The sequence below is a fragment of the Streptomyces calvus genome, assembly GCF_006782915.1.
Lineage (GTDB): Bacteria > Actinomycetota > Actinomycetes > Streptomycetales > Streptomycetaceae > Streptomyces > Streptomyces calvus.
This window is the reverse complement of the sequence record NZ_VCNP01000025.1, coordinates 166,949-188,201: the sequence shown is the minus strand read 5'-3', so window position 1 is coordinate 188,201 and position 21,253 is coordinate 166,949. Positions and strand designations below refer to the sequence as shown.

Sequence of the window (21,253 nt, the reverse complement as noted above, 5' to 3'; positions counted from 1 at the left end):
GCGTGTGCCCGCTCGTATCACCGATCCCGATCAGCTCAAGGAGCTCCTCGGGATCCCGTTCACCCCGGAGCAGACGGCCTGCATCGTCGCGCCGCCCGCCCCGCAGGTGATCGTGGCCGGAGCCGGGTCGGGCAAGACCACGGTGATGGCGGCACGCGTGGTCTGGCTGGTCGGCACCGGACAGGTCGCGCCCGAACAGGTACTCGGCCTCACCTTTACCAACAAGGCCGCGGGCGAACTCGCCGAACGCGTCCGCGCGGCGCTCGTCAAGGCCGGTGTCACCGACCCGGACGCCATCGACCCGGACAACCCGCCGGGCGAGCCGGTCATCTCGACGTACCACGCCTTCGCGGGCCGCCTGCTGACCGACCACGGGCTGCGCATCGGCCTGGAACCGACCTCCCGGCTGCTCGCCGACGCCACCCGCTACCAGCTCGCCGCGCGCGTCCTGCGCGAGGCCCCCGGCCCCTACCCGGCGCTCACCCGCTCCTTCCCCGACCTGGTCGGCGACCTCCTCACCCTTGACGGAGAGCTCGCCGAGCACCTCGTACGCCCCGAGGACCTGCGCGCCCACGACGCCGAGCTGCTGCGCGCCCTGGAGAACACCAAGCTCACCAACGCCGATCTGCGCAAGGTCCCCGAGGCCGCCGCCGCGCGGCGCGAACTCGCCGGTCTCGTCGTGCGCTACCGGGCCGCCAAACGCGAACGCGACCTGCTCGACTTCGGCGACCAGATCGCCCTGTCCGCCCAGCTGGCCGCGATGCCCGAGGTGGGCCGGATCCTGCGCGACGAGTTCCGCGTGGTCCTCCTCGACGAGTACCAGGACACCTCGGTCGCCCAGCGCGTCCTCCTCGCCGGGCTGTTCGGGCACGGCACCGGCCACCCGGTGACCGCCGTCGGCGACCCCTGCCAGGCCATCTACGGCTGGCGCGGCGCCTCCGTCGCCAACCTCGACGACTTCCCCGAGCACTTCGCCCACGCCGACGGCCGCCCCGCCACCCGCCAGTCGCTCAGCGAGAACCGCCGCAGCGGCGGCCGCCTGCTGGACCTCGCCAACCGCCTCGCCGAACCGCTGCGCGCCCTCCACGAAGGAGTGGAAGCCCTCCGCCCCGCCCCGGGCGCCGAACGCGACGGCACGGTCCGCTGCGCCCTGCTGCCCACCCACGCCGAGGAGATCGACTGGATCGCCGACTCCATCGCGCACCTCGTCCGCACCGGAAAGGCTCCCGGCGAGATCGCCGTCCTGTGCCGTACGGCCGCGGACTTCGCGGAGATCCAGGGTGCCCTGGTCGCCCGGGACGTGCCCGTGGAGGTGGTGGGCCTGTCCGGCCTGCTGCACCTGCCGGAGGTCGCCGACCTCGTCGCCGTCTGCGAGGTCCTCCAGGACCCCGGCGCCAACGCCTCCCTCGTACGCCTGCTGACCGGCCCGCGCTGGCGCATCGGCCCCCGCGACCTCGCCCTGCTGGGCCGACGCGCCCGACGGCTCGTCGCCGTCCACGCGCGCGTGGACGGCGACGACGACCCGGACCGCCGCCTCGCCGAGGCCGTCGAGGGCGTCGACCCCGCCGAGGTGATCTCGCTCGCGGACGCCCTCGACACCTTCCTGGAGACTCCGCTGGACGGCCGGGGCGACGACGACGGCCTGCCGTTCTCGGCCGACGCGCGCGTGCGCTTCGCCCGCCTCGCCGCCGAACTGCGCGACCTGCGCCGCTCCCTGGCCGACCCCCTGATGGACGTGCTGCACCGCGTCCTCGCCGTCACCGGACTGGAGGTCGAACTCTCCGCGTCCCCGCACGCCCTGGCCGCCCGCCGGCGCGAAACCCTCTCCAACTTCCTCGACGTCGCCGCCTCCTTCGCCGCCGGCGACGCCGAGGCCACCCTGCTCGCCTTCCTCGGCTTCCTGCGCACCGCCGCCCAGTACGAGAAGGGCCTCGACAACGCCCTGCCCGGCGGCGAGAACACCGTCAAGGTGCTCACCGCGCACAAGTCCAAGGGCCTGGAGTGGGACGTCGTCGCCGTACCGGGACTGGTCACCGGCACCTTCCCCAGCAGCCAGGGCCGCGAGAAGTGGACCGCGCAGGGCAAGGTGCTGCCGCACGCGCTGCGCGGCGACGCCGACACCCTCCCCGACGTGACCTCCTGGGACTCCCGCGGGCTGAAGGCCTTCCACGAGGCCATGAAGGAGCACCAGCACACCGAGGAACTCCGCCTCGGCTACGTCACCTTCACCCGCCCCCGCTCCCTGCTGCTCGGCTCCGGCCACTGGTGGGGACCCAGCCAGAAGAGACCGCGCGGCCCCTCCGCGTTCCTCCACGCCCTCTACGAGCACTGCGCCGCCGGGTACGGCGAGATCGAGGCGTGGGCCGACGAGCCCGCCGAGGACGAGGAGAACCCCGCCCTGCGCCGGGCCGGCGACGTCCGGGCGTGGCCCCTGCCGCTGGACGACGACGCCCTCGCCCGCCGCCGTGCGGCCGCCGGGACCGTCCTCGCCCACCTCGAACGCCTCGCCGCCCGGCAGGACGTCCCCGCCCCGCCCGTGCACGACCCGGACGTGTACGACGACCCGGACTGGCCACCGCCACCCGACGACGAGGACCCCGGCCCCGTGCCGGAGGACGACCCCTTCGGCCAGGACGATCCCTTCGGCGAGGACGACCCGTTCCGAGAGGACGACCCGTTCCGAGAGGGCGACCCATGCGGAGAAGGTGACCCCTTCGCGCCTGACGACTTCTTCGCGGACGACGCCGAGGCGGAGGACGAACCCTCCGCGTTGGATGACACCTCCGTGACAGGCGGCACATCCACCCTGGACGGCGCCACCGTGACGGGCGGCGCCTCCGTGAGGGACGACGCTTCCGTGACGGGCGGCGCCTCCGCGACGGGCGACGCCCCCGCCGGGGACGATGCTTCCGCCGGGGACGACGCCTTCACCAGCGCTGACGCCTTCACCGGCGCCGACGCCTTCGCCGTAGGCCCGGACGCCGACCCGGGCGACGCAGGCGACCTCCCGGGCGGCCAGGACGTCCGGGACTCCCGGACCGCAGGCGACCCCCAGGGCGACCAGGACCTTCGGACGTCCCGGACCACCGGTCGCCCCGCCGTCCCGCACCAGGCGACGGCACCCGAACCCGCCGCGCGCTCTCGCGCGGCCGATCAGATCCGGCCGCAGCCGGGTCCCGGCCGACCCCGGCTCACCCCGGAGGAGGCCCGCACCGTCGCGTCGTGGGACCGCGACCTCGAAGCGCTCTCCGGGGAGCTGCTGCGCACGCGCGAGAGCGTCACCGAGGTCCACCTGCCCGCCTCGCTGACCGCGTCCCAGCTGCTCCGGCTGGCCGCGGACCCGGACGGCTTCGCCCGCGAGCTGGCCCGTCCCATGCCCCGCCCGCCGCAGCCCGCCGCACGCCGCGGCACCCGCTTCCACGCCTGGGTCGAGGCGCGCTTCGAGGAGCTGACGCTGCCCATGCTGGAGCCGGACGAGCTGCCCGGCAGCGACGCCGAGATCACCGACGAGCGCGACCTGGAGGCCCTCAAGGAGGCGTTCGAACGCACCGAGTACGCCCGCAGGACACCCCACCGCGTGGAAGCGCCCTTCCAGCTGTCGATCGCCGGTCGCGTCGTGCGCGGCCGCATCGACGCCGTCTACAAGGAAGGTGACGGCGACGGCACGACGTACGAGATCGTCGACTGGAAGACCGGCCGCGGCCGCACCGGCGACCCGCTCCAGCTCGCCGTCTACCGGCTTGCCTGGGCCGAGCAGCAGGGCGTCCCCCTGGAGTCCGTCACGGCCGCGTTCCTGTACGTCCGCACCGGCGAGGTCGTCCGCCCCGACGCGCTGCCCGGCCGGGCCGAGCTGGAGCGGCTGCTGGAGGAGCCGCCCGGTGAGATACCGCACTCCGAGGACACCCGCGCGGGCCGATAGGCTCGTGACCATGAGCCAGCCCGTTGACAGTGCCGTCAGCGCCGTCCGTACGTACGTCCAGCAGCACCGCGCAGCCTTCCTCGACGACCTCGCCGAGTGGCTGCGCATCCCGTCGGTGTCGGCCCAGCCCGACCACGCCTCCGACGTGCGCCGCAGCGCCGACTGGCTCGCCGCCCGGCTCAAGGAGACCGGCTTCCCGACCGCCGAGGTCTGGCAGACCCCGGGCGCCCCGGCCGTCTACGCCGAGTGGCCCTCCGACGACCCCGGGGCGCCGACCGTGCTGGTCTACGGCCACCACGACGTGCAGCCCGCCGCCCGCGAGGACGGCTGGGACAGCGAGCCCTTCGAGCCCGTCGTCCGCGGCAACCGCCTCTATGCGCGGGGCGCCGCCGACGACAAGGGCCAGGTGTTCTTCCACACCCTCGGCGTCCGCGCCCACCTCGCCACCACCGGCCGCACCGCCCCGGCCGTCCATCTGAAACTGCTGGTCGAGGGCGAGGAGGAATCCGGCTCCCCGCACTTCAGGGCGCTCGTGGAGCAGCACGCGGACCGGCTCGCGGCCGACGCGGTGATCGTCTCCGACACCGGCATGTGGTCCGAGGACACCCCCACGGTGTGCACCGGCATGCGCGGCCTCGCCGAGTGCGAGATCCGGCTGTACGGCCCCGACCAGGACATCCACTCCGGTTCCTTCGGCGGCGCGGTCCCCAACCCGGCCACCGCCGCGGCCCGCCTGGTGGCCGCCCTCCACGACGAGCACGCGCGAGTGGCGATCCCGGGCTTCTACGACGGCGTCGTCGAGCTCACCGACCGCGAACGCGAACTCTTCGCCGAGCTGCCCTTCGACGAACAGCAGTGGCTGCGCACCGCCAAGTCCCGCGGCACGCTCGGCGAGGCCGGGTACAGCACCCTGGAGCGCATCTGGGCGCGCCCCACCGCCGAGGTCAACGGCATCGGCGGCGGCTACCAGGGCCCCGGCAGCAAGACCATCGTGCCGTCCTCCGCCATGGTGAAGCTGTCCTTCCGGCTGGTCGCCGGCCAGGACCCCGAGCAGGTGGCGCAGGCCGTCCGCGACTGGGTGCCCGGTCAGGTACCCGACGGCATCCGCCACGAGATCGCCTTCAGCCCCGCCACCCGCCCCTGCCTCACACCGCTGGACCACCCGGCCCTGCAGTCCGTGGTCCGCGCGATGAGCCGCGCCTTCGACGCTCCCGTCCGGTTCACCCGCGAAGGCGGTTCCGGGCCGGCCGCCGACCTCCAGGACGTCCTCGGGGCACCGGTGCTCTTCCTCGGCATCTCCGTCCCGTCCGACGGCTGGCACGCCCCGAACGAGAAGGTCGAGCTGGACCTGCTCCTCAAGGGCGTCGAGACCAGCGCGTACCTCTGGGGCGACCTCGCCGAACACTGGCGGCATGCGACCTGACACCTTTGGAGCCGTCCCAGCCGTCCCAGCCGTCCCAGCCGTCCGATCCGTCCGTGCCGTCCGGGGCCGGCGCCCGCGCGGGGCACACTGGAAGAGCCCGCCACCGCGCCCGCCGGATCCGGTGCCCTCCCGCCGCCCGTCCCGCCGAACCGTCCGCCGACCCGATCCGTTCCACCGGGGGAGTTGGAAGCACCCGTGACCACCTGGACCGACCACACCGCCGACCGACCCATCTCGCTCACCGCCCCGAGCGGCATCGACCGCGCCGCCCACCACCGGCTCGACGAGGCATGGCTCGCGGCGGCGTGGAGCCACCCCTCGACCCGCTGCTTCGTGGTGTCCGGCGGCCAGGTCCTCATCGACGAGACGACGGACGGGCGCACCGAACTCGTCATGACGCCGTCCTTCGAGGCCCCGCTCACCGAGGCACACCGCTACTTCCTCGGCACCGACGAGGACGGCGTGAGCTACTTCGCCCTCCAGAAGGACTCGCTGCCCGGCCGCATGGACGACTCCGCCCGCCCGGCGGGCCTGCGCGAGGCCGGGCTGCTCCTGTCGCCGCGCGAGGCCGGCCTGATGGTGCACGCGGTCGCCCTGGAGAACTGGCAGCGGCTGCACCGCTTCTGCTCACGCTGCGGCGAGCGCACCGTCATCGCCGCCGCCGGACACATCCGCCGCTGCCCGGCCTGCGGCGCCGAGCACTACCCGCGCACCGACCCCGCGGTGATCATGGCGGTCATCGACGACCAGGACCGCATCCTGCTCGGCCGCCAGGTCCACTGGCCCGAGGGCCGCTTCTCCACGCTCGCCGGATTCGTCGAGCCCGGCGAGTCCATCGAGCAGTCGGTGCGCCGGGAGGTCCACGAGGAGGCCGGCATCAGCATCGGCGAGGTCGAGTACGTCGCCAGCCAGCCCTGGCCCTTCCCGTCCAGCCTCATGCTGGGCTTCGTCGCCCGCGCCACCTCGACGGACATCGAGGTCGACGGCGACGAGATCCACGAGGCCCGCTGGTTCTCGCGCGACGAACTCGGCGCCGCCTTCGAGTCCGGCGAGGTGCTCCCGCCCTACGGCATCTCCATCGCGGCCCGCCTGATCGAACGCTGGTACGGCAAGGAGCTGCCGACCCGCAGCGCCTTCTGAACCGGTGACGGCACAGCCTCCGGCGCGCAAAAGCGGGGTGGCCCCTCCTCGACGGAAGGGCCACCCCGCTGCGTGAGATCCGCTCAGGCGCCGATCTTCTGCTTCACCTGCGCCAGCGACGGGTTGGTGAGCGTCGAGCCGTCCGGGAAGAGGACGGTCGGAACCGTCTGGTTCCCACCGTTGGCCTTCTCGACGAACGCCGCCGACTCCGGGTCCTGCTCGATGTTGATCTCGGTGTACGCGATGCCCTCGCGGTCCATCTGGCTCTTCAGCCGACGGCAGTAGCCGCACCACGTGGTGCTGTACATCGTCACAGTGCCCGGCATGTCTCTCGCGCTCCTTCGGCGGCTCGGGGAAGTCCTCGATGTGCAGGGAACGTACTTGAAAGCGCAGGCATTCCCGCGAGGAGGTGTCCTGCCCGCCCGCCCGGCCTGCCCAGCTTCCCGTCCTGCCCGGCTCCCCGGCCGCCGCGCTGCCCACGGAGACGTGGCACCACGCCCGACGTGACGCCCGCCGCACCCGCGCCCGACGTGACGCCCGCCGCACCCACCCGACGTGATGCCCGCCGCACCCGCCCGAGGTGATGGCCCGCCGCACCCGCCCCACGTGATGCCCGCCGCATTAATACGACCGCGAGGCCGTCCCTGTGGACAACGGGCTCACCCGTCTCCGGCGACCTGGCAGCATGGCCATGTGACAGCAGCAACGCACTCCACCCTTTTCCCGCACGTACCGGACTCGGCCGACGCGGTGCTCGAAGGGCTCGACCCCGAGCAGCGCGCGGTGGCAACCGCTCTGCACGGTCCGGTGTGCGTACTGGCGGGCGCCGGCACCGGCAAGACCCGGGCGATCACCCACCGCATCGCCTACGGGGTGCGCGCCGGGATCCTCCAGCCGTCCAGCGTGCTCGCCGTCACCTTCACCAACCGCGCCGCCGGGGAGATGCGCGGCCGGCTGCGCCAGCTCGGCGCCGTCGGGGTCCAGGCCAGGACCTTCCACTCCGCGGCGCTGCGCCAGCTCCAGTACTTCTGGCCGAAAGCCATCGGCGGCTCGCTGCCCCGGCTGGTCGACCGCAAGGTCCAGCTGGTCGCCGACGCGGCCGCCGCCTGCCGCATCCGGCTGGACCGGGGCGAGCTGCGGGACGTCACCGCCGAGATCGAGTGGTCCAAGGTCACCCAGACCGTCCCGGCGGACTACGCGGCCGCCGCCGCCAAGGCCGGCCGGGAGGCGCCCCGCGACCCCGCCGAGATCGCCCAGCTCTACTCCGCCTACGAGGACCTCAAGCGGGAACGCGCCGTCATCGACTTCGAGGACGTGCTGCTGCTGACCGTGGCCGTTCTGCAGGACCGGCAGGACATCGCCGAGCAGGTCCGCGCCCAGTACCAGCACTTCGTCGTGGACGAGTACCAGGACGTCAGCCCGCTCCAGCAGCGCCTGCTGGAACTGTGGCTCGGCGACCGGGAGAACCTCTGCGTGGTCGGCGACGCCAGCCAGACGATCTACTCGTTCACGGGCGCAACCCCGGACCACCTGCTCGATTTCCGCAACCGTCACCCCGGTGCCACCGTCGTCAAACTGGTCCGCGACTACCGCTCGACCCCGCAGGTCGTCCACCTGGCGAACGGGCTGCTCGCCCAGGCCCGGGGCCGCGCCGCCGACCACCGGCTGGAGCTGGTCTCGCAGCGCGCCGCGGGACCCGAACCGGTCTTCACCGAGTACCCGGACGAGCCCGCCGAGGCCGAGGGCGCCGCGCGCCGCATCCGCGAACTGCTGGACGCGGGCGTCCAGGCCGCCGAGATCGCGGTCCTCTTCCGTACGAACGCGCAGTCCGAGACCTACGAGCAGGCCCTCGCCGATGCCGGCGTGCCCTACCAGCTGCGGGGCGCCGAGCGGTTCTTCGACCGGCCGGAGGTGCGCAAGGCGGGCGTCGCCCTGCGCGGCGCGGCCCGCTTCGGCGGCAACGACGCCCTCCTCGACGACGCCCCCGACCTGCCCTCCCAGGTGCGGGCCGTGCTGTCGGGCGAGGGCTGGACCCCGGAGCCGCCCGCCGGCTCCGGAGCGGTCCGGGAACGCTGGGAGTCGCTGGCCGCCCTGGTCCACCTCGCCCAGGACTTCGCCGCCGCCAGACCCGGTGCGACACTCGCCGACCTCGTCGCCGAGCTCGATGAACGGGCCGGCGCCCAGCACGCCCCCACCGTGCAGGGAGTCACCCTCGCCTCCCTGCACTCGGCCAAGGGCCTTGAGTGGGACGTCGTCTTCCTGGTCGGCGTGGCCGAGGGCATGATGCCGATCACCTACGCGAAGACCGACGAACAGATCGAGGAGGAGCGCCGCCTCCTCTATGTCGGCGTCACCCGCGCCCGCGAGCGCCTCCACCTGTCCTGGGCGCTCTCCCGCTCGCCCGGGGGACGCCCGAACCGCCGCCCCAGCCGGTTCCTCGACGGTCTGCGCCCCGGCTCGAACGCCGCCGCCGGCCGCGGCGGAGCAGCCGGAACGGGAGGCGTGGAGCGCGGCACCTACACCCCGGCCGCCACCGCGGGCCCGCCGGGCCCGCGACGCCGGCAGCGCAGCGTCGCCCGCTGCCGGGTCTGCGGCCGCACGCTGACCGACGCGGGCGAGATGAAGCTGATGCGCTGCGAGGACTGCCCCTCCGACATGGACGAGGGCCTGTACGAGCGGCTCCGCGAGTGGCGTGCCGACCAGGCGCAGCGCAGCGGGCAGCCGGCCTTCTGCGTCTTCACCGACAAGACGCTCATGGCCATCGCCGAGACCGTGCCCGACGACGAGCACGGGCTCGCCCGCATCCCCGGCGTGGGGATGCGCAAGCTGGGCCGTTACGGAGCCGATGTTCTGGCCATCTGCGCAGGCCGTGACGTCGTCGCGGGAGAAGGCCGGGACTGATGCGAACTCGTCGAAAAAATAGTTTGCGCATGCCCCAGGAATCCCCATAGGTTCTTAGGCACGGGGACAGCAGCCTTCTCGGAGGCGCTGATTCCGTGTTCTACTTGCATATCCGCGGACTGGCTCACCCCAGTCCCCCGAGACGCCGAGAGGAGGCGAGTCCAGTGATCAGCATCAACACCAGCTCCATCGTCAAAATGACCGATCGCTCGGCCGTCTCCCTGTGCATCCTCGGCGCCTCGAACCAGGGCACCGGTCTGTCCGGCATTCGTGCCGCACGTCTGGCGTCCTCCCTCGCTCCCGCGGCTTCCGCCGTCCGTGAGCGCAATGAGCGACCGACCAAGGCACTGGAAGCGGTAGAGGCACAGGCCCAGGCCTATGCCTTTGCGGCGACCGGTGCCGGATTCCGGAAGCAGACGACGCAGCACCACCTGATGTGGGCCTTCCGTGGGCCAGAACCCTGGAGTGATCCAGCCTGATTCTCAGGCCGGCGCCTTCAGGGCCGCGGAACCCCATCCGGGATCCGCGGCCCTTCTGTTTGTCCACGAACGTGGACGACAGCACGAAGGAGCCTCGGGACAAGAAAAGAACCCGGTACCAAGCCGCCAACCGGCCGACCGGCCGGAAACGACCAGACGAGGAAGACGAACCGTGCAACTCGAAGCGCACGCCCCGTCCGTACCGCCTTCCGACACGATCCCCAAGCCCGGCTCCACGGAGGACCCGACCTTGACTCCGCTCACCGCGCTCACCGCGCTCGACGACGCCATCGAGAACCTCGGCGTACCCGTCCCGTGCCGCTCCTACGACCCGGAGGTCTTCTTCGCCGAGTCGCCGGCGGACGTCGAGTACGCCAAGTCCCTCTGCCGTACCTGCCCGCTGGTCGAGGCCTGCCTCGCCGGCGCCAAGGAGCGGCGTGAGCCCTGGGGCGTCTGGGGTGGCGAGCTGTTCGTGCAGGGCGTTGTCGTCGCCCGGAAGCGGCCGCGTGGCCGCCCGCGCAAGAACCCGGTCACGGCATGAACACCCCAGGAACGATCGACCGCCCCCTCACGCACGACCCCCAGAAGCAGGCCCCGATGATGCCGTCCACTCACGAGCCCGCAGGCTCCGCGACCGAAGACTTCACCACCAGTGGCGCGAACGACTCGCGCCAGAACAGGACCCGAGAGATGCAACTCATCCCAGAAGCCCTGGCTCGTGCGCAAATGCACGAGCGGCTGCAGGAGGCGCAGCGGGAGCGCCAGGCCGTGGGCCTGGTGACCGCTCGCCGGATGCAGCGCCGCGCCGAGCGCGCCTCGCGGCGCGCCCGCCGGGCGCTCGCCCTCGCGGTCATGCAGTAACCAACCCGAAGCAGCGCCTCCCTGCCGGAGGCCCAGCTCTTCCCCGGGGGCCGGTCCGTGCGAACGGACCGGCCCCCGGGGCGCGTTGCGGGGCGGCCCTCCACCGGAGGCCTTATCGTCGCCGGATGACGAGTCATCCCGGCGGTGGCGGCGAGGACGACCGCGCCGAGGCGGAGACGGAACCGCTGGTGTGCGCCCGCTGCGGCCGGCGCGCCGACAGCTTCCGGCCGACCTGGACCCTCTCCGTGGAGAACGGCGTCCCTCGCCACTACTGCGAGAAGTGCTCCCGCGACCACCTGCGGGCCATCGAGGGCCGCCTCGACACGCAGTGGTGGTAGCGGCCGCGGCCGACGGCGGCGCTCCCGCCGCCCGCCGCCGCTGTCACGCCTCGGCGGCCGGCTGCTCGGCGGCAGGCTCGTCCGGGACGAACGCCGGCAGCCATTCCTCCAGTTCCTCCCGCAGCCGCACCGTCGCGTTCAGCTGGCAGAGCACACCGATCGTGCTCAGCGTCACCCGGTGGATCAGCAGGTACGCCGGAGGCAGGTTGAGCTGCTTGGCCAACTGGGAGGCGGGAGAACGCGGATCGGCTATCCGCGTGGCCTGACTCCGGATCCAGCCCCGGGTGAAGGTGAACGCCTCGACCCGGGCCGGCTCGATGATCGGCAGCAGGTAGTCGAGGACGGCGTCGGGATCCAGCTCTATGGACTCCTTCACGAAGCCCTCCGCGCACAGCCTCGCGTAGACGGCCTCGGCCTCGCCGTCCAGCGTCATCCGCAGGGCCTCGCCGATGGGCTCGGGCAGTCCGCCCGGCAGCCGGTCCACGGTGCCGAAGTCCAGCACGCCGAGCCGCCAGTCGTCCTCGCCGCCCGGACCACCGGGCAGCAGCCGGAAGTTGCCCGGGTGCGGGTCCGCGTGCAGCAGCCCGGTACGGGCGGGGCCGGAGAACAGGAAGCGGGCCAGGAGCTGGCCGGCCCGGTCGCGCTGCTCCTCGGTGCCGTCCGAGATGATCTCCGACAGCGGTATGCCGTCCATCCACTCGGTGATGAGCACCTGATCGCACTGGTGGACCACGTCCGGCACGACCACGTCCGGGTCACCCGCGAACTCCTCGGCGTGGGCCCGCTGCGCCTGGGCCTCCAGGCCGTAGTCCAGCTCCTCCGAGACACGGTCCTTGAGCTCCGTGATCAGCGGCTTGACGTCCATGCCGGGAATGAGCGGACCCAGCAGGCGGGCGAAGCGGCTCAACTGGTTCAGGTCGGACAGCAGGGCCTCCCCGGCGCCCGGGTACTGCACCTTGACGGCCACCTCGCGGCCGTCGTGCCACACAGCCCGGTGCACCTGACCGATCGAGGCGGCCGCGGACGGCTTGTCCTCGAACTCCAGGAACAGCTCGCGCCAGCCGTCGCCCAGCCGCTCCTCCAGCACCGCGTGCACGGTACGTGTCGGCATCGGCGGGGCCGCCTCCTGCAGCTTGGTCAGCGCCGCACGGTACGGTCCGGCGATCTCCTCCGGCAGCGCCGACTCGAAGACCGACAGGGCCTGGCCGAACTTCATGGCGCCGCCCTTGAGCTCACCGAGCACCTTGAACAGCTGCTCGGCGGTGCGCTGCTGAAGCTCGCGGCCGACGATCTCCGCGGACTCGCCGACGATCCGCTTGCCGAGCCCCCAGGTCGCCCGCCCGGCGAAGCCGAGCGGGAGCGCGGCCAGCTTGGCGGTCCGGGTGACCGCCTTCCGGGGAAGATCAGACATGCGCCCTCCAAGTCCCTGCCGGTCGCTCCGTGTCCGCCTGACGGCGCCACTGCTTCGACGACCCGTGCACGGCCATTGTCTCGTGTGGCCGCCGATCCTCGGAGGTGTGTTTCCTCTTACCTTTATTCTCACCTTCCCGTGGCTCCGCCACCGGGCCCGCCTCCGCCGCCCCGCAGGGGCAGGCGGCATGCGGCCGGACCGGCCGCGCGTGCCAGTGCAGAGCGGGCAGGGAGACCTCCCATCGGGCGCCGGCGCCGGTCGGGGACCGGCCGTCCAGGAAGGCGAGCGCATGGGCTGCGGCCAGCCCCGCCACCGCCGTGGCCAGCGTCAGGTCGCAGGCACCCACCCGGCGCTGCCGGCCGGAGCGCCACTGGGTGACCAGGCGCGGCCAGGCCGGGTCCCGGTCGATGCGGTCCTGCTGCAGACAGCCCGCGCAGCCCGTCCTGCCGGGCAGGACCAGCGGACCGACCACACCGGTTCCCTCCACGACCCCGGCGTAGAGATGCGCAGTGCCCGAGGACAGCAGGGCTTCGGCGGCCGCCGGGTCGGGCGCGTGCACGGCGACGTCGTCCCGCGGGGCGAGGACGACGAGGGAGAAACCGGGATCGGCCTCGCCGAGGGGCGGACGTGCGGGCCGGCGCGGCGGCGGTTCCGGCGCGGCCCGGCGCACGACGCGGCGGGCCGCCTCGTCCCTGCGGTCGCCGACGGAATCGACGGGCAGTCCGCCCGGCACGACGTCCCACGGCTCGACCCGCCCGACGTCGCGCACGTCGACGTCACCCCCCCCGGCTCCCGCCAGCAGCGCCGCGAGCGCCGCGCCCACCCGTCCGGCGCCCCGCACCTGCACCCGCATGCTGCGGCGTGCCGCCAGCCGGCCCAGCGGCTCGCCCGGTTCGGAGGTGGTCAGGCCGAGCGAGGCGAGGTCGGGGCGGAGCCGGTCGAGGACCCCGGGCTTCTCCCGCAGCGCGTCCGCGTCCGGCCCGCCGCCCCGTGAGTCGTCCAGGAGCCCGGCGCGCGACAGCCGTCGGACGAGCCGGTCGACGTGCCCCTCGGAGAAGTCCATGCGCCGTCCCTCCTCCCGTAGGAGGCCGAGGCCGCGGGTGCCGTCGAGGAGGTCGAGGAAACTGCCCGTCGCCGTGTCCACCGGACCCAGCTTCAGCGCGTGCGCCGGTGTCATCCCGAACTGCACGGTGTTCAGATCCCGCCAGCCGCGCCTCAGCGCCGACTTCACCATCGGATGCATGACAGACCCCCGTATGTCCTGAAATGTGTGTCCTGGAATGTCCCCTTGAGGGGCCGGGCCCGTCCACGGGCCGGCCGCCGCTTGCCAGCATGCCGGGCCCCGTCCGAGGCCGTCGAAAGTTGTCCACAGGTGAGGAGATTCGTCGTACGAATCCGGCGCTCGGTGGGGGGATCCACACCGAACCGTCCCGGCGTCAAGACTTCCCCGTGTGCACCGGGTAACGTCGAGGCGTGCCCGCCGACCCACTGCACAGCGCCGGAAAGTCACAGCGCAGCACGACGAGCCAGCCGACGAACGGCTCACGGGCGAGCGCGATCGAGGTCCGCAGGAGCGCCCGTCGACGCAGAACGGTCTCCGCGTACCGCGAGGGCGATCGCACCGTCGTGCTCATCCCCGCCCGGATGTCCGAGGCGGAGGAGCAGCGCTGGGTCACCGTCATGCTCGACAAGCTGGCCGCCCAGGAGAGCAGGCGGGCGCTCGGCGACTCCGAGCTGGCCGAGCGCGCGCGGCGGCTGTCGGACCAGTACTTCGACGGGCGGGCCAGACCCGCCTCCGTGCGCTGGGTGACCAACCAGAACACGCGCTGGGGCTCGTGCACCCCGTCCGAGGCGAGCATCCGGCTCTCGCACCGCCTGCAGGGCATGCCCGAGTACGTCGTCGACTACGTCCTCTGCCACGAGCTGGCACACCTGCTGGTGCCCGGTCACGGTCCCCGCTTCTGGCGGCTGCTGGAGGCCTACCCGAAGACGGAACGCGCGCGTGGCTACCTCGAAGGCGTCGCCGCGGCCCAGCGGCTGCCGCGCGTGCCGGAGGACAGCGACGACTGAGCGCCGCCCGCGGCGAGCGCACCGTGGCCCCGTGCACGCGTTGTGTACCGGCTCTGTACCGACTTCATGCGGTGTCCGAGTTTGCCGTTAGCCTGGCGCGACGCACTCACATTCGGGATGGGGGACGGTCGTACGTATGGCCAGGGAATTCCAACGCGGCCACAAGGCCAGGATCAGTGACCTGACGGCGGGTACGGATCTGTACGTAGGTGTGCAGATCTCCGGCCCGGGGCTGACCTTCGACATCAGCTGCTTCGGTCTCGACGCCGACGAACGGCTCTCGGACGACCGGTACTTCATCTTCTACAACCAGCCGAAGTCCCCCGAGGAGTCCGTCCAGCTCCTGGGCGCCCAGGCGGGCGACACGGAGTCCTTCCGCGTGACGCTGGACCGGATCCCGCAGCAGATCAGGAAGCTGTCCTTCACGGCCACGCTCGACGGCGCCGGCCAGATGTCACAGATCGGTCCCGGGTACATCCGGATCGTCGCGGGTGGCGAGGAAGTGGCCCGGTACCCGTTCGACGGCTCGGAGTTCTCCACCGAGCGGGCCGTGATGCTCGGCGACTTCTACTTCAAGGACGTGTGGCGGTTCGCCGCCGTCGGGCAGGGCTTCGACGGCGGACTCGACGCGCTGCTGCGCAACTTCGGCGGTGAGGTGGCCGAGGAAGAGCCGGCCGCCCCGCAGCAGCCGCAGGCCGGCGCGGCCACGCCCGGTTTCGCACCGCCCGCCCAGGCCGCCGCGCCGCCCGCGTTCGGCGCGCCCGCCCAGGCCCCGGTGCCGGCCCAGCCCTCCGCTCCCGCCCCGGCCCCTGCTCCGGCCCCCGCGCCGCAGCCCGCCGCCCAGGGCTTCGCGCCGCCGCCCGGCGCGACCCCGCCCCCGGCCTCCGCGCCCGGCGCGCCGCCGGTGCACACCGCGCCGACCATCGTCGCGCCCATGAACACCCCGCCCGGCGGCTCCCCGGTACCGCCCCCGCCCCCGGCGCCCGCGCCCTACGGCCAGCCCGGCCAGCAGCCGCCGCCGTACGGCCAGACCGCCCCGCCGCCACCGGGCTACGCCCAGCCCCAGGCACCCCAGGCACCCCACGCGCCCGCCCCGCCCCCCGGTTACGGCCAGCCCACGCCCCCTCCGGGCTACGGCCAGCAGCCTCCGCCGGGACAGTTCCCCGGTCAGCACGCTCCGTACGGCGCACCCCAGGGCATGCCTCAGGGTGCACCTCAGGGCGCACCCCAGGGCGCGCCGCAGGCTCCCGGAGTGCTCGGCGCGCTCCAGCAGTTCAGGGAGACGCCCACCGGGCAGCGCTGGACCCAGCAGAACAAGAAGCTCGTCCGCGCCGACCTCGGCATCGGCGGACAGTCGGTGCTGGCCCGGCAGGGCAGCATGGTGCTCTACCAGGGCAAGGTCGAGTTCAGCTACAAGGGCGCCGGCTTCTCCGGCCGCATCGTGGGCAACGCCACCGGCCAGGAGATGCAGCTGATGCGCTGCTCGGGCCAGGGCCAGGTGTTCTTCGCCGAGAACTCCACGATGCTGCACCCCATCGAGCTCCAGGGCGACGCCGTGTGCGTCTCCGCCGAGAACGTCCTCGCCTTCGACGAGACCCTCCAGTACGAGGTCCGCCGCATCGAGGGGCACGGCATCCCCGGCGGCGCCCTGTTCACCATGCAGTTCCAGGGCACCGGAACCATCGTCGTGAAGACCCACGGCATCCCCGTGGTGCTGCCGGTCACGCCCACCACCTTCGCCGACGCCAACGCCGTGGTCGCCTGGTCCGCCGCCTCCCAGGTGGTCGTCTCCAGCCAGGTGCGGATGCGCCGCAACGCCTACCCGGGCGACACCGGGGAGAGCGTCAACCTCCAGTTCCGGGGTGCACCCGGCAACTTCATCGTCGTCCAGCCGTACGAGATCTGAGGGAGCCCGTCATGAACCAGCCACTCGCGGGCTACGCCCCCGCCCCCGTCACCGCCCGCATGGAGAACCACGGCAACCACATGGCGAAGATCGCCATGCAGACCGGGAACGACCTCCTCGCGCGGGTCGGCTCGATGGTCGCCTACGAAGGGTTCGTCCAGTACGAGCCCAACCCGCCCGCCGTCCGCCAGATCGCCAAGGACTGGCTCACCGGCGAGGGCGCGCCCCTGATGAAGTGCTCCGGCGACGGCCTGCTCTACCTCGCCGACTACGGCGCCAACGTCGTGGTGATCAACCTCAACGGCGACGGCATCTCAGTCAACGCCACCAACCTGCTCGCCTTCGACGCCCACCTCACCTGGGGCGTGGAGCGGGTCAAGGGACTGGCGAAGTTCGCCGGACAGGGCCTGTGGAACACCAAGATTTCCGGCCAGGGCTGGGTCGCCCTCACCTCGCGCGGCAAGCCGATCGTCGTCGACTGCGGCGGCGGCGAGGACGAGACCTATGTCGACCCGGACGCCCTGGTCGCCTGGTCCCCGAACCTCAAGGTCAAGGGCAAGCGCAGCTTCCGGGCCCAGTCGCTGATCGGCCGCGGCAGCGGCGAGGCCTACCAGATGGCCTTCTCCGGTCAGGGCATCGTCGTCGTCCAGCCCAGTGAGGACAGCACCGACCGTCTCCGGGTCCGGGGCTGAGGGGGAGCAACACACCATGCAGAGCCCGCTTTTCGCCCACAACGAACAGCAGACCCAGGAACGCTGGAGCCTGCAGAACAAGCAGATGCTGCGCGTGACCCTCGAGGGCCACGACGACATCCTGGCCCGCAAGGGCACGATGGTCGCCTACCAGGGACTCGTCGAGTTCGACGCCGAGTACCAGAGCAACGAGCAGTCGCGCGCGCGTGCGCACACCGGTGAGGGCCTGGACCTGATGCGCTGCCACGGGCAGGGCACGGTCTACCTGGCCAACCTGGCCCAGCGCATCCACGTCATGGAGGTGGAGCAGGACGGGCTGACGGTCGACAGCAGCTATGTGCTCGCGATGGACTCCTCGCTGCACCACGAGGTCATCGCCGTCGACAGCCTGTACGGCATCTCCGGCTCCGGGAAGTACCAGCTCAACATCACCGGCCGCGGCAAGGTCGCCCTGATGACCTCGGGCATGCCGCTGCTGATGCAGGTCACTCCGGACAAGTACGTCAACTGCGACGCCGACGCGATCGTGGCCTGGTCCACCTCGCTGCGGGTGCAGATGCAGGCCCAGACGCACTCCTCCGGGGTGTGGCGGCGCCGCGGCAACACCGGCGAGGGCTGGGAGCTCAGCTTCATGGGCACCGGCTTCGCGCTGGTCCAGCCCAGCGAGCTGCTGCCGCCGCAGAACGCCCAGATCGGCGGCGGCCTCGCCGGTCAGTACGGCATGGGCCAGCAGGGCGCCCGGGGCCAGAACCAGGGCAACGTCTGGAGCTGACCGGCCGGCTTCCGGAGCAGCGGTGAGGGGTGGCCGTGATCGCGGCCGCCCCTCACGCGTACGTCAGGCGGCCAGTCGCACCCGGGTCGCCTCGACCAGGCGGAGGACCGACGCGTCGGCCACCTCCGCCACCTCGTCGTAGGCGAACCAGCGCAGGTCGAGGGACTCCTCGCTGATCGCGTGCGCGGCGTCCGGCGCGGCCAGCACCGCGTACTGGACGTCGTAGTGGCAGTGGCAGGGCGGCGGGATCGGATGCCGGTCGAGGCGCACCGGCCCGCCCGCCAGGAGCGTCAGGCCGGTGATGCCGGACTCCTCCGTCGCCTCCCGCAGGGCCGCCGCGGCGAGCGTGGCGTCACCGGGTTCGCAGTGGCCGCCCATCTGGAGCCACATACGCAGCTTGCGGTGCAGGGTCAGCAGCACCCGGCCGCGCTCCGGGTCGACCACCAGGGCGCTCGCCGTGACGTGGCCGGCGTGGCAGGCCTTCCACATGCCGTCCGGGTGGGCGGCCAGATGGTCCAGGTAGTCCTGACGCAGCCCGGGCTGGTCCTCGTACCGCTTGAGCACGAGGACCGCGTCGTCGTACAGGCTCACTCGGTGCCGTCGCCCTCGTTCCCGCTCTTGTCGCCGTCCTCGCCCTCGTCCTTCTTCCTGAGGTCGGGCTTGTCGGCGGCCTCGCCGAGCATCTTGTCCAGCTCGGAGAAGTCGATCTGCTCGCGGTGCACGAAGCCGTCCGGGTCGTCCAGGTCGCTGGCGTTCGGCAGCATGTCCGGGTGCGCCCACAGGGCGTCCCGGCCGTCGACCCCGCGCGCGTCGGTGAGCGAGGCCCACAGACGGGAGGCGTCGCGCAGCCGGCGCGGACGCAGCTCCAGACCGATCAGCGTGGCGAACGTCTGCTCCGCCGGACCGCCCGAGGCGCGACGGCGGCGCAGCGTCTCGCGCAGGGCGTCGGCCGACGACAGCCGCGGCTTGGCGGCGGCGTGCACCACCGCGTCCACCCAGCCCTCGACGAGCGCCAGCGCCGTCTCCAGCCGGGCCAGGGCCGCCTTCTGCTCCGGCGTGTCCTCCGGCTGGAACATGCCCTGCTGGAGAGCCTCCTGCAACTGCTCGGGGTTCTGCGGGTCGAACTGTCCGACGACGTCCTCGAGCTTGCCGGTGTCGACCTTGATCCCGCGCGCATAGCCGTCGACCGCGCCGAAGAGGTGCGAGCGCAGCCACGGGACGTGCGCGAACAGACGCTGGTGGGCGGCCTCGCGCAGGGCGAGGTACAGCCGCACCTCCTCCTGCGGCACGCCCAGGTCCTTGCCGAACGTCTCCATGTTCAGCGGCAGCAGCGCGGCCTTGCCGGCCGGACCGAGCGGGAGACCGATGTCGGACGAGCCGACGACCTCACCGGCGAGCACGCCGACGGCCTGCCCGATCTGCGTGCCGAACATGGCGCCGCCCATCGAGCGCATCATGCCGATCAGCGGGCCGGCCATGGCCTGCATCTCCTCCGGCAAGACGTCGCCCATCGCGTTGCCGACGCGCTCGGCGACCGGGTCGACCAGCTCCCGCCAGGCCGGCAGGGTCGCCTCGACCCATTCCGCGCGGCTCCAGGCCACGGCGGAGTGGGAGCCGGACGGCAGCGAGGTCGCGTCGTCCAGCCAGAGGTCGGCCAGGCGGACGGCCTCCTCCACGGCCTTGCGGTCGGCAGGGCCGACGCTCGCGTCCTTCGAGCCCTCCGCAGTGCCCTGCGAGACGGTCTGCCGGGCGATCTGCTTGGCCATGTCCCAGTTCACCGGTCCGCCCTCGTACGAGAGCATCTGGCCGAGCTGCTGGAACGCGGCGCCCAGGTCGTTGGGGTTCAGTGACCCGAACATCGCGGCGAACGGATTGTCCGCGCCAGGGCCGCCAAAGCCTCCCGCTCCGGACATGCCGAAGCCGAACGGGTTGGCCGGGCCCTGACCACCACCGCTGTGCGGGTCCTTCTTCTTGCCTTCGTCGCCGTCGTCCGGCTCCTCCGGCGGAAGGCCGAATCCGAATGGGGTGTCACTCACGGGTTTCCTCGGCTGGTAGGGCCACCGGTTCTTTCCGGCGGCACGGCTGCCCGACAACACCACCCAGCGTAGACACCTGAAGCGGTTCGGGCCTCGGTGCTTCGCCGACAGAGGGCCTGCGGCAGGATGGATGCCACCTGGTACGTACGCGTCGCTTGCGCTCGTACTGAAGACAACCTCTGGAGACGCCCGGTGAGTTCCCCAGATCCGCAGGTTCGCGCAGCGCGAAACCAGTCAACCAGCCCCGCGGCGCGCGGGCCCGTCGTCGCGGTCACCGGCGCCGCGTCCGGCGTCGGCGCGCTGCTCACCGGGCGGCTCGCCGCCTCGGAGGAGATCAAGCAGGTCATCGCCATCGACGAGCGGCGCGGCGAGTGCGCCGAGGCGCGCTGGCACATCCTCGACGTACGGGATCCGGCCATCGCGGACAAGCTCCGCGGCGCCGACGTGGTGGTCCATCTGGCCCTCGACCTCGATCTGGAGACCGACGCGGCCGCCCGAACGGCCTACAACGTGCGCGGAACGCAGACGGTGCTGACGGCCGCCGCGGCCGCCGGCGTGCACCGGGTCGTGCTGTGCACCTCGACCATGGTCTACGGGGCGCTGCCCGACAACGAGCTGCCGCTGTCCGAGGACGCGGAGCTGCGCGCCACGGCGGAGGCCACGGGCGTCGGCGACCTCCTGGAGATCGAGCGGCTCGCGCGCCGGGCCCCACGGGCCCACCCCGGCCTCAACGTCACCGTGGTGCGCCCCGCCGTCCTGGTGGGCGGCACCGACACCGCACTGACCAGGTACTTCGAGTCGCCCCGGCTGCTCGTGGTGGCCGGGTCGCGGCCCGCGTGGCAGTTCTGCCACGTCGACGACCTGTGCAGCGCCCTGGAGTACGCCGTGCTGGAGAAGGTCGACGGCGAGCTGGCCGTGGGCTGCGACGGCTGGCTGGAACAGGAGGAGGTCGAGGAGCTCAGCGGGATCCGCCGGATGGAGCTGCCGTCGGCGGTCGCGCTCGGCGCGGCGGCCCGCCTGCACCGGATCGGTCTCACCCCGTCCCCGGCCGGGGACCTGGCGTACACGATGTACCCCTGGGTGGTGAGCGGGAGCCGGCTGCACGACGCCGGGTGGCGGCCCGCGTACACCAACGAGGAGGTGCTGGCGGAACTGCTGGAGGAGGTCTCCGGCAGGCACACCGTGGCGGGCCGGCGGCTGGGCCGCAAGGACGCGACGGCGGCGGGCGCGGCGGGAGCGACGGTGGCCCTGCTGGGCGCTGCGGCGGTGGTGCGCAGGGCACGCAAGGCCCGGCGACGGATCTGA

General features: G+C 72.8%; 18 protein-coding genes. 13 read left to right on the top strand and 5 right to left on the bottom strand.

Features of this window, described 5'->3' with window-relative positions; genetic code table 11:
- Positions 1-4 precede the first annotated feature (4 nt).
- The 3 genes from FGW31_RS11390 to nudC all read left to right on the top strand — a co-directional run bounded on the left by FGW31_RS11390 (position 5) and on the right by nudC (position 6,482).
- Complete coding sequence (locus FGW31_RS11390; protein WP_142193271.1) at positions 5-3,919, top strand: UvrD-helicase domain-containing protein; 3,915 nt, start codon at positions 5-7, stop codon at positions 3,917-3,919.
- Between the two features lie 10 nt (positions 3,920-3,929).
- Positions 3,930-5,342, top strand: a complete 1,413-nt coding sequence (locus FGW31_RS11385) for a dipeptidase (RefSeq protein ID WP_142193270.1) — start codon at positions 3,930-3,932, stop codon at positions 5,340-5,342.
- Between the two features lie 195 nt (positions 5,343-5,537).
- Positions 5,538-6,482, top strand: a complete 945-nt coding sequence (nudC, locus tag FGW31_RS11380) for an NAD(+) diphosphatase (protein WP_142193269.1) — start codon at positions 5,538-5,540, stop codon at positions 6,480-6,482.
- 83 nt (positions 6,483-6,565) lie between these two features.
- Here nudC and FGW31_RS11375 read toward each other — a convergent pair whose 3' ends face one another.
- On the bottom strand, positions 6,566-6,808 hold the full coding sequence (locus FGW31_RS11375) for a mycoredoxin (protein ID WP_004983675.1): 243 nt from the start codon (positions 6,806-6,808) through the stop codon (positions 6,566-6,568).
- A 283-nt stretch (positions 6,809-7,091) separates the two neighbouring features.
- Here FGW31_RS11375 and FGW31_RS11370 point away from each other — a divergent pair, with 283 nt between their 5' ends.
- The 5 genes from FGW31_RS11370 (at position 7,092) to FGW31_RS11350 (ending at position 11,061) form a co-directional block, all read left to right on the top strand.
- Positions 7,092-9,383 (top strand): ATP-dependent DNA helicase UvrD2, encoded by a 2,292-nt coding sequence (locus tag FGW31_RS11370; RefSeq protein ID WP_220511290.1) that lies wholly within the window; start codon positions 7,092-7,094, stop codon positions 9,381-9,383.
- Positions 9,384-9,547: 164 nt separating this feature from the next.
- Entirely contained in the window at positions 9,548-9,862 is a 315-nt protein-coding gene (locus tag FGW31_RS11365) for a hypothetical protein (protein ID WP_161175098.1), read from the top strand.
- Positions 9,863-10,034: 172 nt separating this feature from the next.
- On the top strand, positions 10,035-10,403 hold the full coding sequence (locus tag FGW31_RS11360) for a WhiB family transcriptional regulator (protein WP_004983671.1): 369 nt from the start codon (positions 10,035-10,037) through the stop codon (positions 10,401-10,403).
- Positions 10,400-10,723: a hypothetical protein gene (locus FGW31_RS11355; RefSeq protein ID WP_142193267.1), complete on the top strand. Its 324-nt coding sequence runs from the start codon at positions 10,400-10,402 to the stop codon at positions 10,721-10,723. Before FGW31_RS11360 ends, FGW31_RS11355 begins: the two co-directional genes overlap by 4 nt.
- Positions 10,724-10,848: 125 nt before the next feature.
- Positions 10,849-11,061: a hypothetical protein gene (locus FGW31_RS11350; protein WP_142193266.1), complete on the top strand. Its 213-nt coding sequence runs from the start codon at positions 10,849-10,851 to the stop codon at positions 11,059-11,061.
- Between the two features lie 43 nt (positions 11,062-11,104).
- On the opposite strand, the gene FGW31_RS11345 is transcribed toward FGW31_RS11350, so the two are convergent.
- Both FGW31_RS11345 and FGW31_RS11340 read right to left on the bottom strand, forming a co-directional pair.
- On the bottom strand, positions 11,105-12,472 hold the full coding sequence (locus tag FGW31_RS11345) for an ABC1 kinase family protein (protein ID WP_142193265.1): 1,368 nt from the start codon (positions 12,470-12,472) through the stop codon (positions 11,105-11,107).
- On the bottom strand, positions 12,465-13,715 hold the full coding sequence (locus FGW31_RS11340) for a TOMM precursor leader peptide-binding protein (protein WP_142193264.1): 1,251 nt from the start codon (positions 13,713-13,715) through the stop codon (positions 12,465-12,467). The genes FGW31_RS11345 and FGW31_RS11340 overlap by 8 nt, the downstream gene beginning before the upstream one ends.
- Before the next feature lie 230 nt (positions 13,716-13,945).
- Between FGW31_RS11340 and FGW31_RS11335 the strand changes: the two genes are divergently transcribed.
- From FGW31_RS11335 to FGW31_RS11320, 4 genes are all read left to right on the top strand, one after another.
- Entirely contained in the window at positions 13,946-14,542 is a 597-nt protein-coding gene (locus FGW31_RS11335) for a M48 metallopeptidase family protein (protein WP_142193263.1), read from the top strand.
- Between the two features lie 136 nt (positions 14,543-14,678).
- On the top strand, positions 14,679-16,448 hold the full coding sequence (locus tag FGW31_RS11330) for a TerD family protein (RefSeq protein ID WP_142193262.1): 1,770 nt from the start codon (positions 14,679-14,681) through the stop codon (positions 16,446-16,448).
- A gap of 11 nt (positions 16,449-16,459) precedes the next feature.
- Entirely contained in the window at positions 16,460-17,140 is a 681-nt protein-coding gene (locus tag FGW31_RS11325) for an AIM24 family protein (RefSeq protein WP_142193261.1), read from the top strand.
- A 16-nt stretch (positions 17,141-17,156) separates the two neighbouring features.
- Positions 17,157-17,912 carry an AIM24 family protein gene (locus FGW31_RS11320; protein ID WP_142193260.1) on the top strand — a complete coding sequence of 252 codons (756 nt, stop codon included), beginning with the start codon at positions 17,157-17,159 and terminating at the stop codon, positions 17,910-17,912.
- 63 nt (positions 17,913-17,975) lie between these two features.
- On the opposite strand, the gene FGW31_RS11315 is transcribed toward FGW31_RS11320, so the two are convergent.
- Together FGW31_RS11315 and FGW31_RS11310 are read right to left on the bottom strand one after the other, a co-directional pair.
- Positions 17,976-18,503, bottom strand: a complete 528-nt coding sequence (locus FGW31_RS11315; protein WP_142193259.1) for an NUDIX hydrolase — start codon at positions 18,501-18,503, stop codon at positions 17,976-17,978.
- Positions 18,500-19,948, bottom strand: coding sequence for a zinc-dependent metalloprotease (locus tag FGW31_RS11310; RefSeq protein ID WP_142193258.1), 1,449 nt, complete (start codon positions 19,946-19,948; stop codon positions 18,500-18,502). The genes FGW31_RS11315 and FGW31_RS11310 overlap by 4 nt, the downstream gene beginning before the upstream one ends.
- Positions 19,949-20,140: 192 nt before the next feature.
- On the opposite strand from FGW31_RS11310, the gene FGW31_RS11305 reads away from it, so the two are divergent.
- The gene (locus tag FGW31_RS11305; protein ID WP_142193257.1) at positions 20,141-21,253 is read left to right on the top strand and encodes an SDR family oxidoreductase; all 1,113 of its coding nucleotides are present in this window, start codon (positions 20,141-20,143) and stop codon (positions 21,251-21,253) included.

Bases quoted from the DNA above. Each gene is read 5' to 3' on its own strand.
- FGW31_RS11385 (WP_142193270.1), top strand. From the start codon at position 3,930: ATGAGCCAGCCCGTTGACAGTGCCGTCAGCGCCGTCCGTACGTACGTC.
- FGW31_RS11375 (WP_004983675.1), bottom strand. From the start codon at position 6,808: ATGCCGGGCACTGTGACGATGTACAGCACCACGTGGTGCGGCTACTGC.
- FGW31_RS11370 (WP_220511290.1), top strand. From the start codon at position 7,092: ATGCCCGCCGCATTAATACGACCGCGAGGCCGTCCCTGTGGACAACGG.
- FGW31_RS11355 (WP_142193267.1), top strand. From the start codon at position 10,400: ATGAACACCCCAGGAACGATCGACCGCCCCCTCACGCACGACCCCCAG.
- FGW31_RS11350 (WP_142193266.1), top strand. From the start codon at position 10,849: ATGACGAGTCATCCCGGCGGTGGCGGCGAGGACGACCGCGCCGAGGCG.
- FGW31_RS11345 (WP_142193265.1), bottom strand. From the start codon at position 12,472: ATGTCTGATCTTCCCCGGAAGGCGGTCACCCGGACCGCCAAGCTGGCC.
- FGW31_RS11340 (WP_142193264.1), bottom strand. From the start codon at position 13,715: ATGCATCCGATGGTGAAGTCGGCGCTGAGGCGCGGCTGGCGGGATCTG.
- FGW31_RS11330 (WP_142193262.1), top strand. From the start codon at position 14,679: ATGGCCAGGGAATTCCAACGCGGCCACAAGGCCAGGATCAGTGACCTG.
- FGW31_RS11325 (WP_142193261.1), top strand. From the start codon at position 16,460: ATGAACCAGCCACTCGCGGGCTACGCCCCCGCCCCCGTCACCGCCCGC.
- FGW31_RS11320 (WP_142193260.1), top strand. From the start codon at position 17,157: ATGCAGAGCCCGCTTTTCGCCCACAACGAACAGCAGACCCAGGAACGC.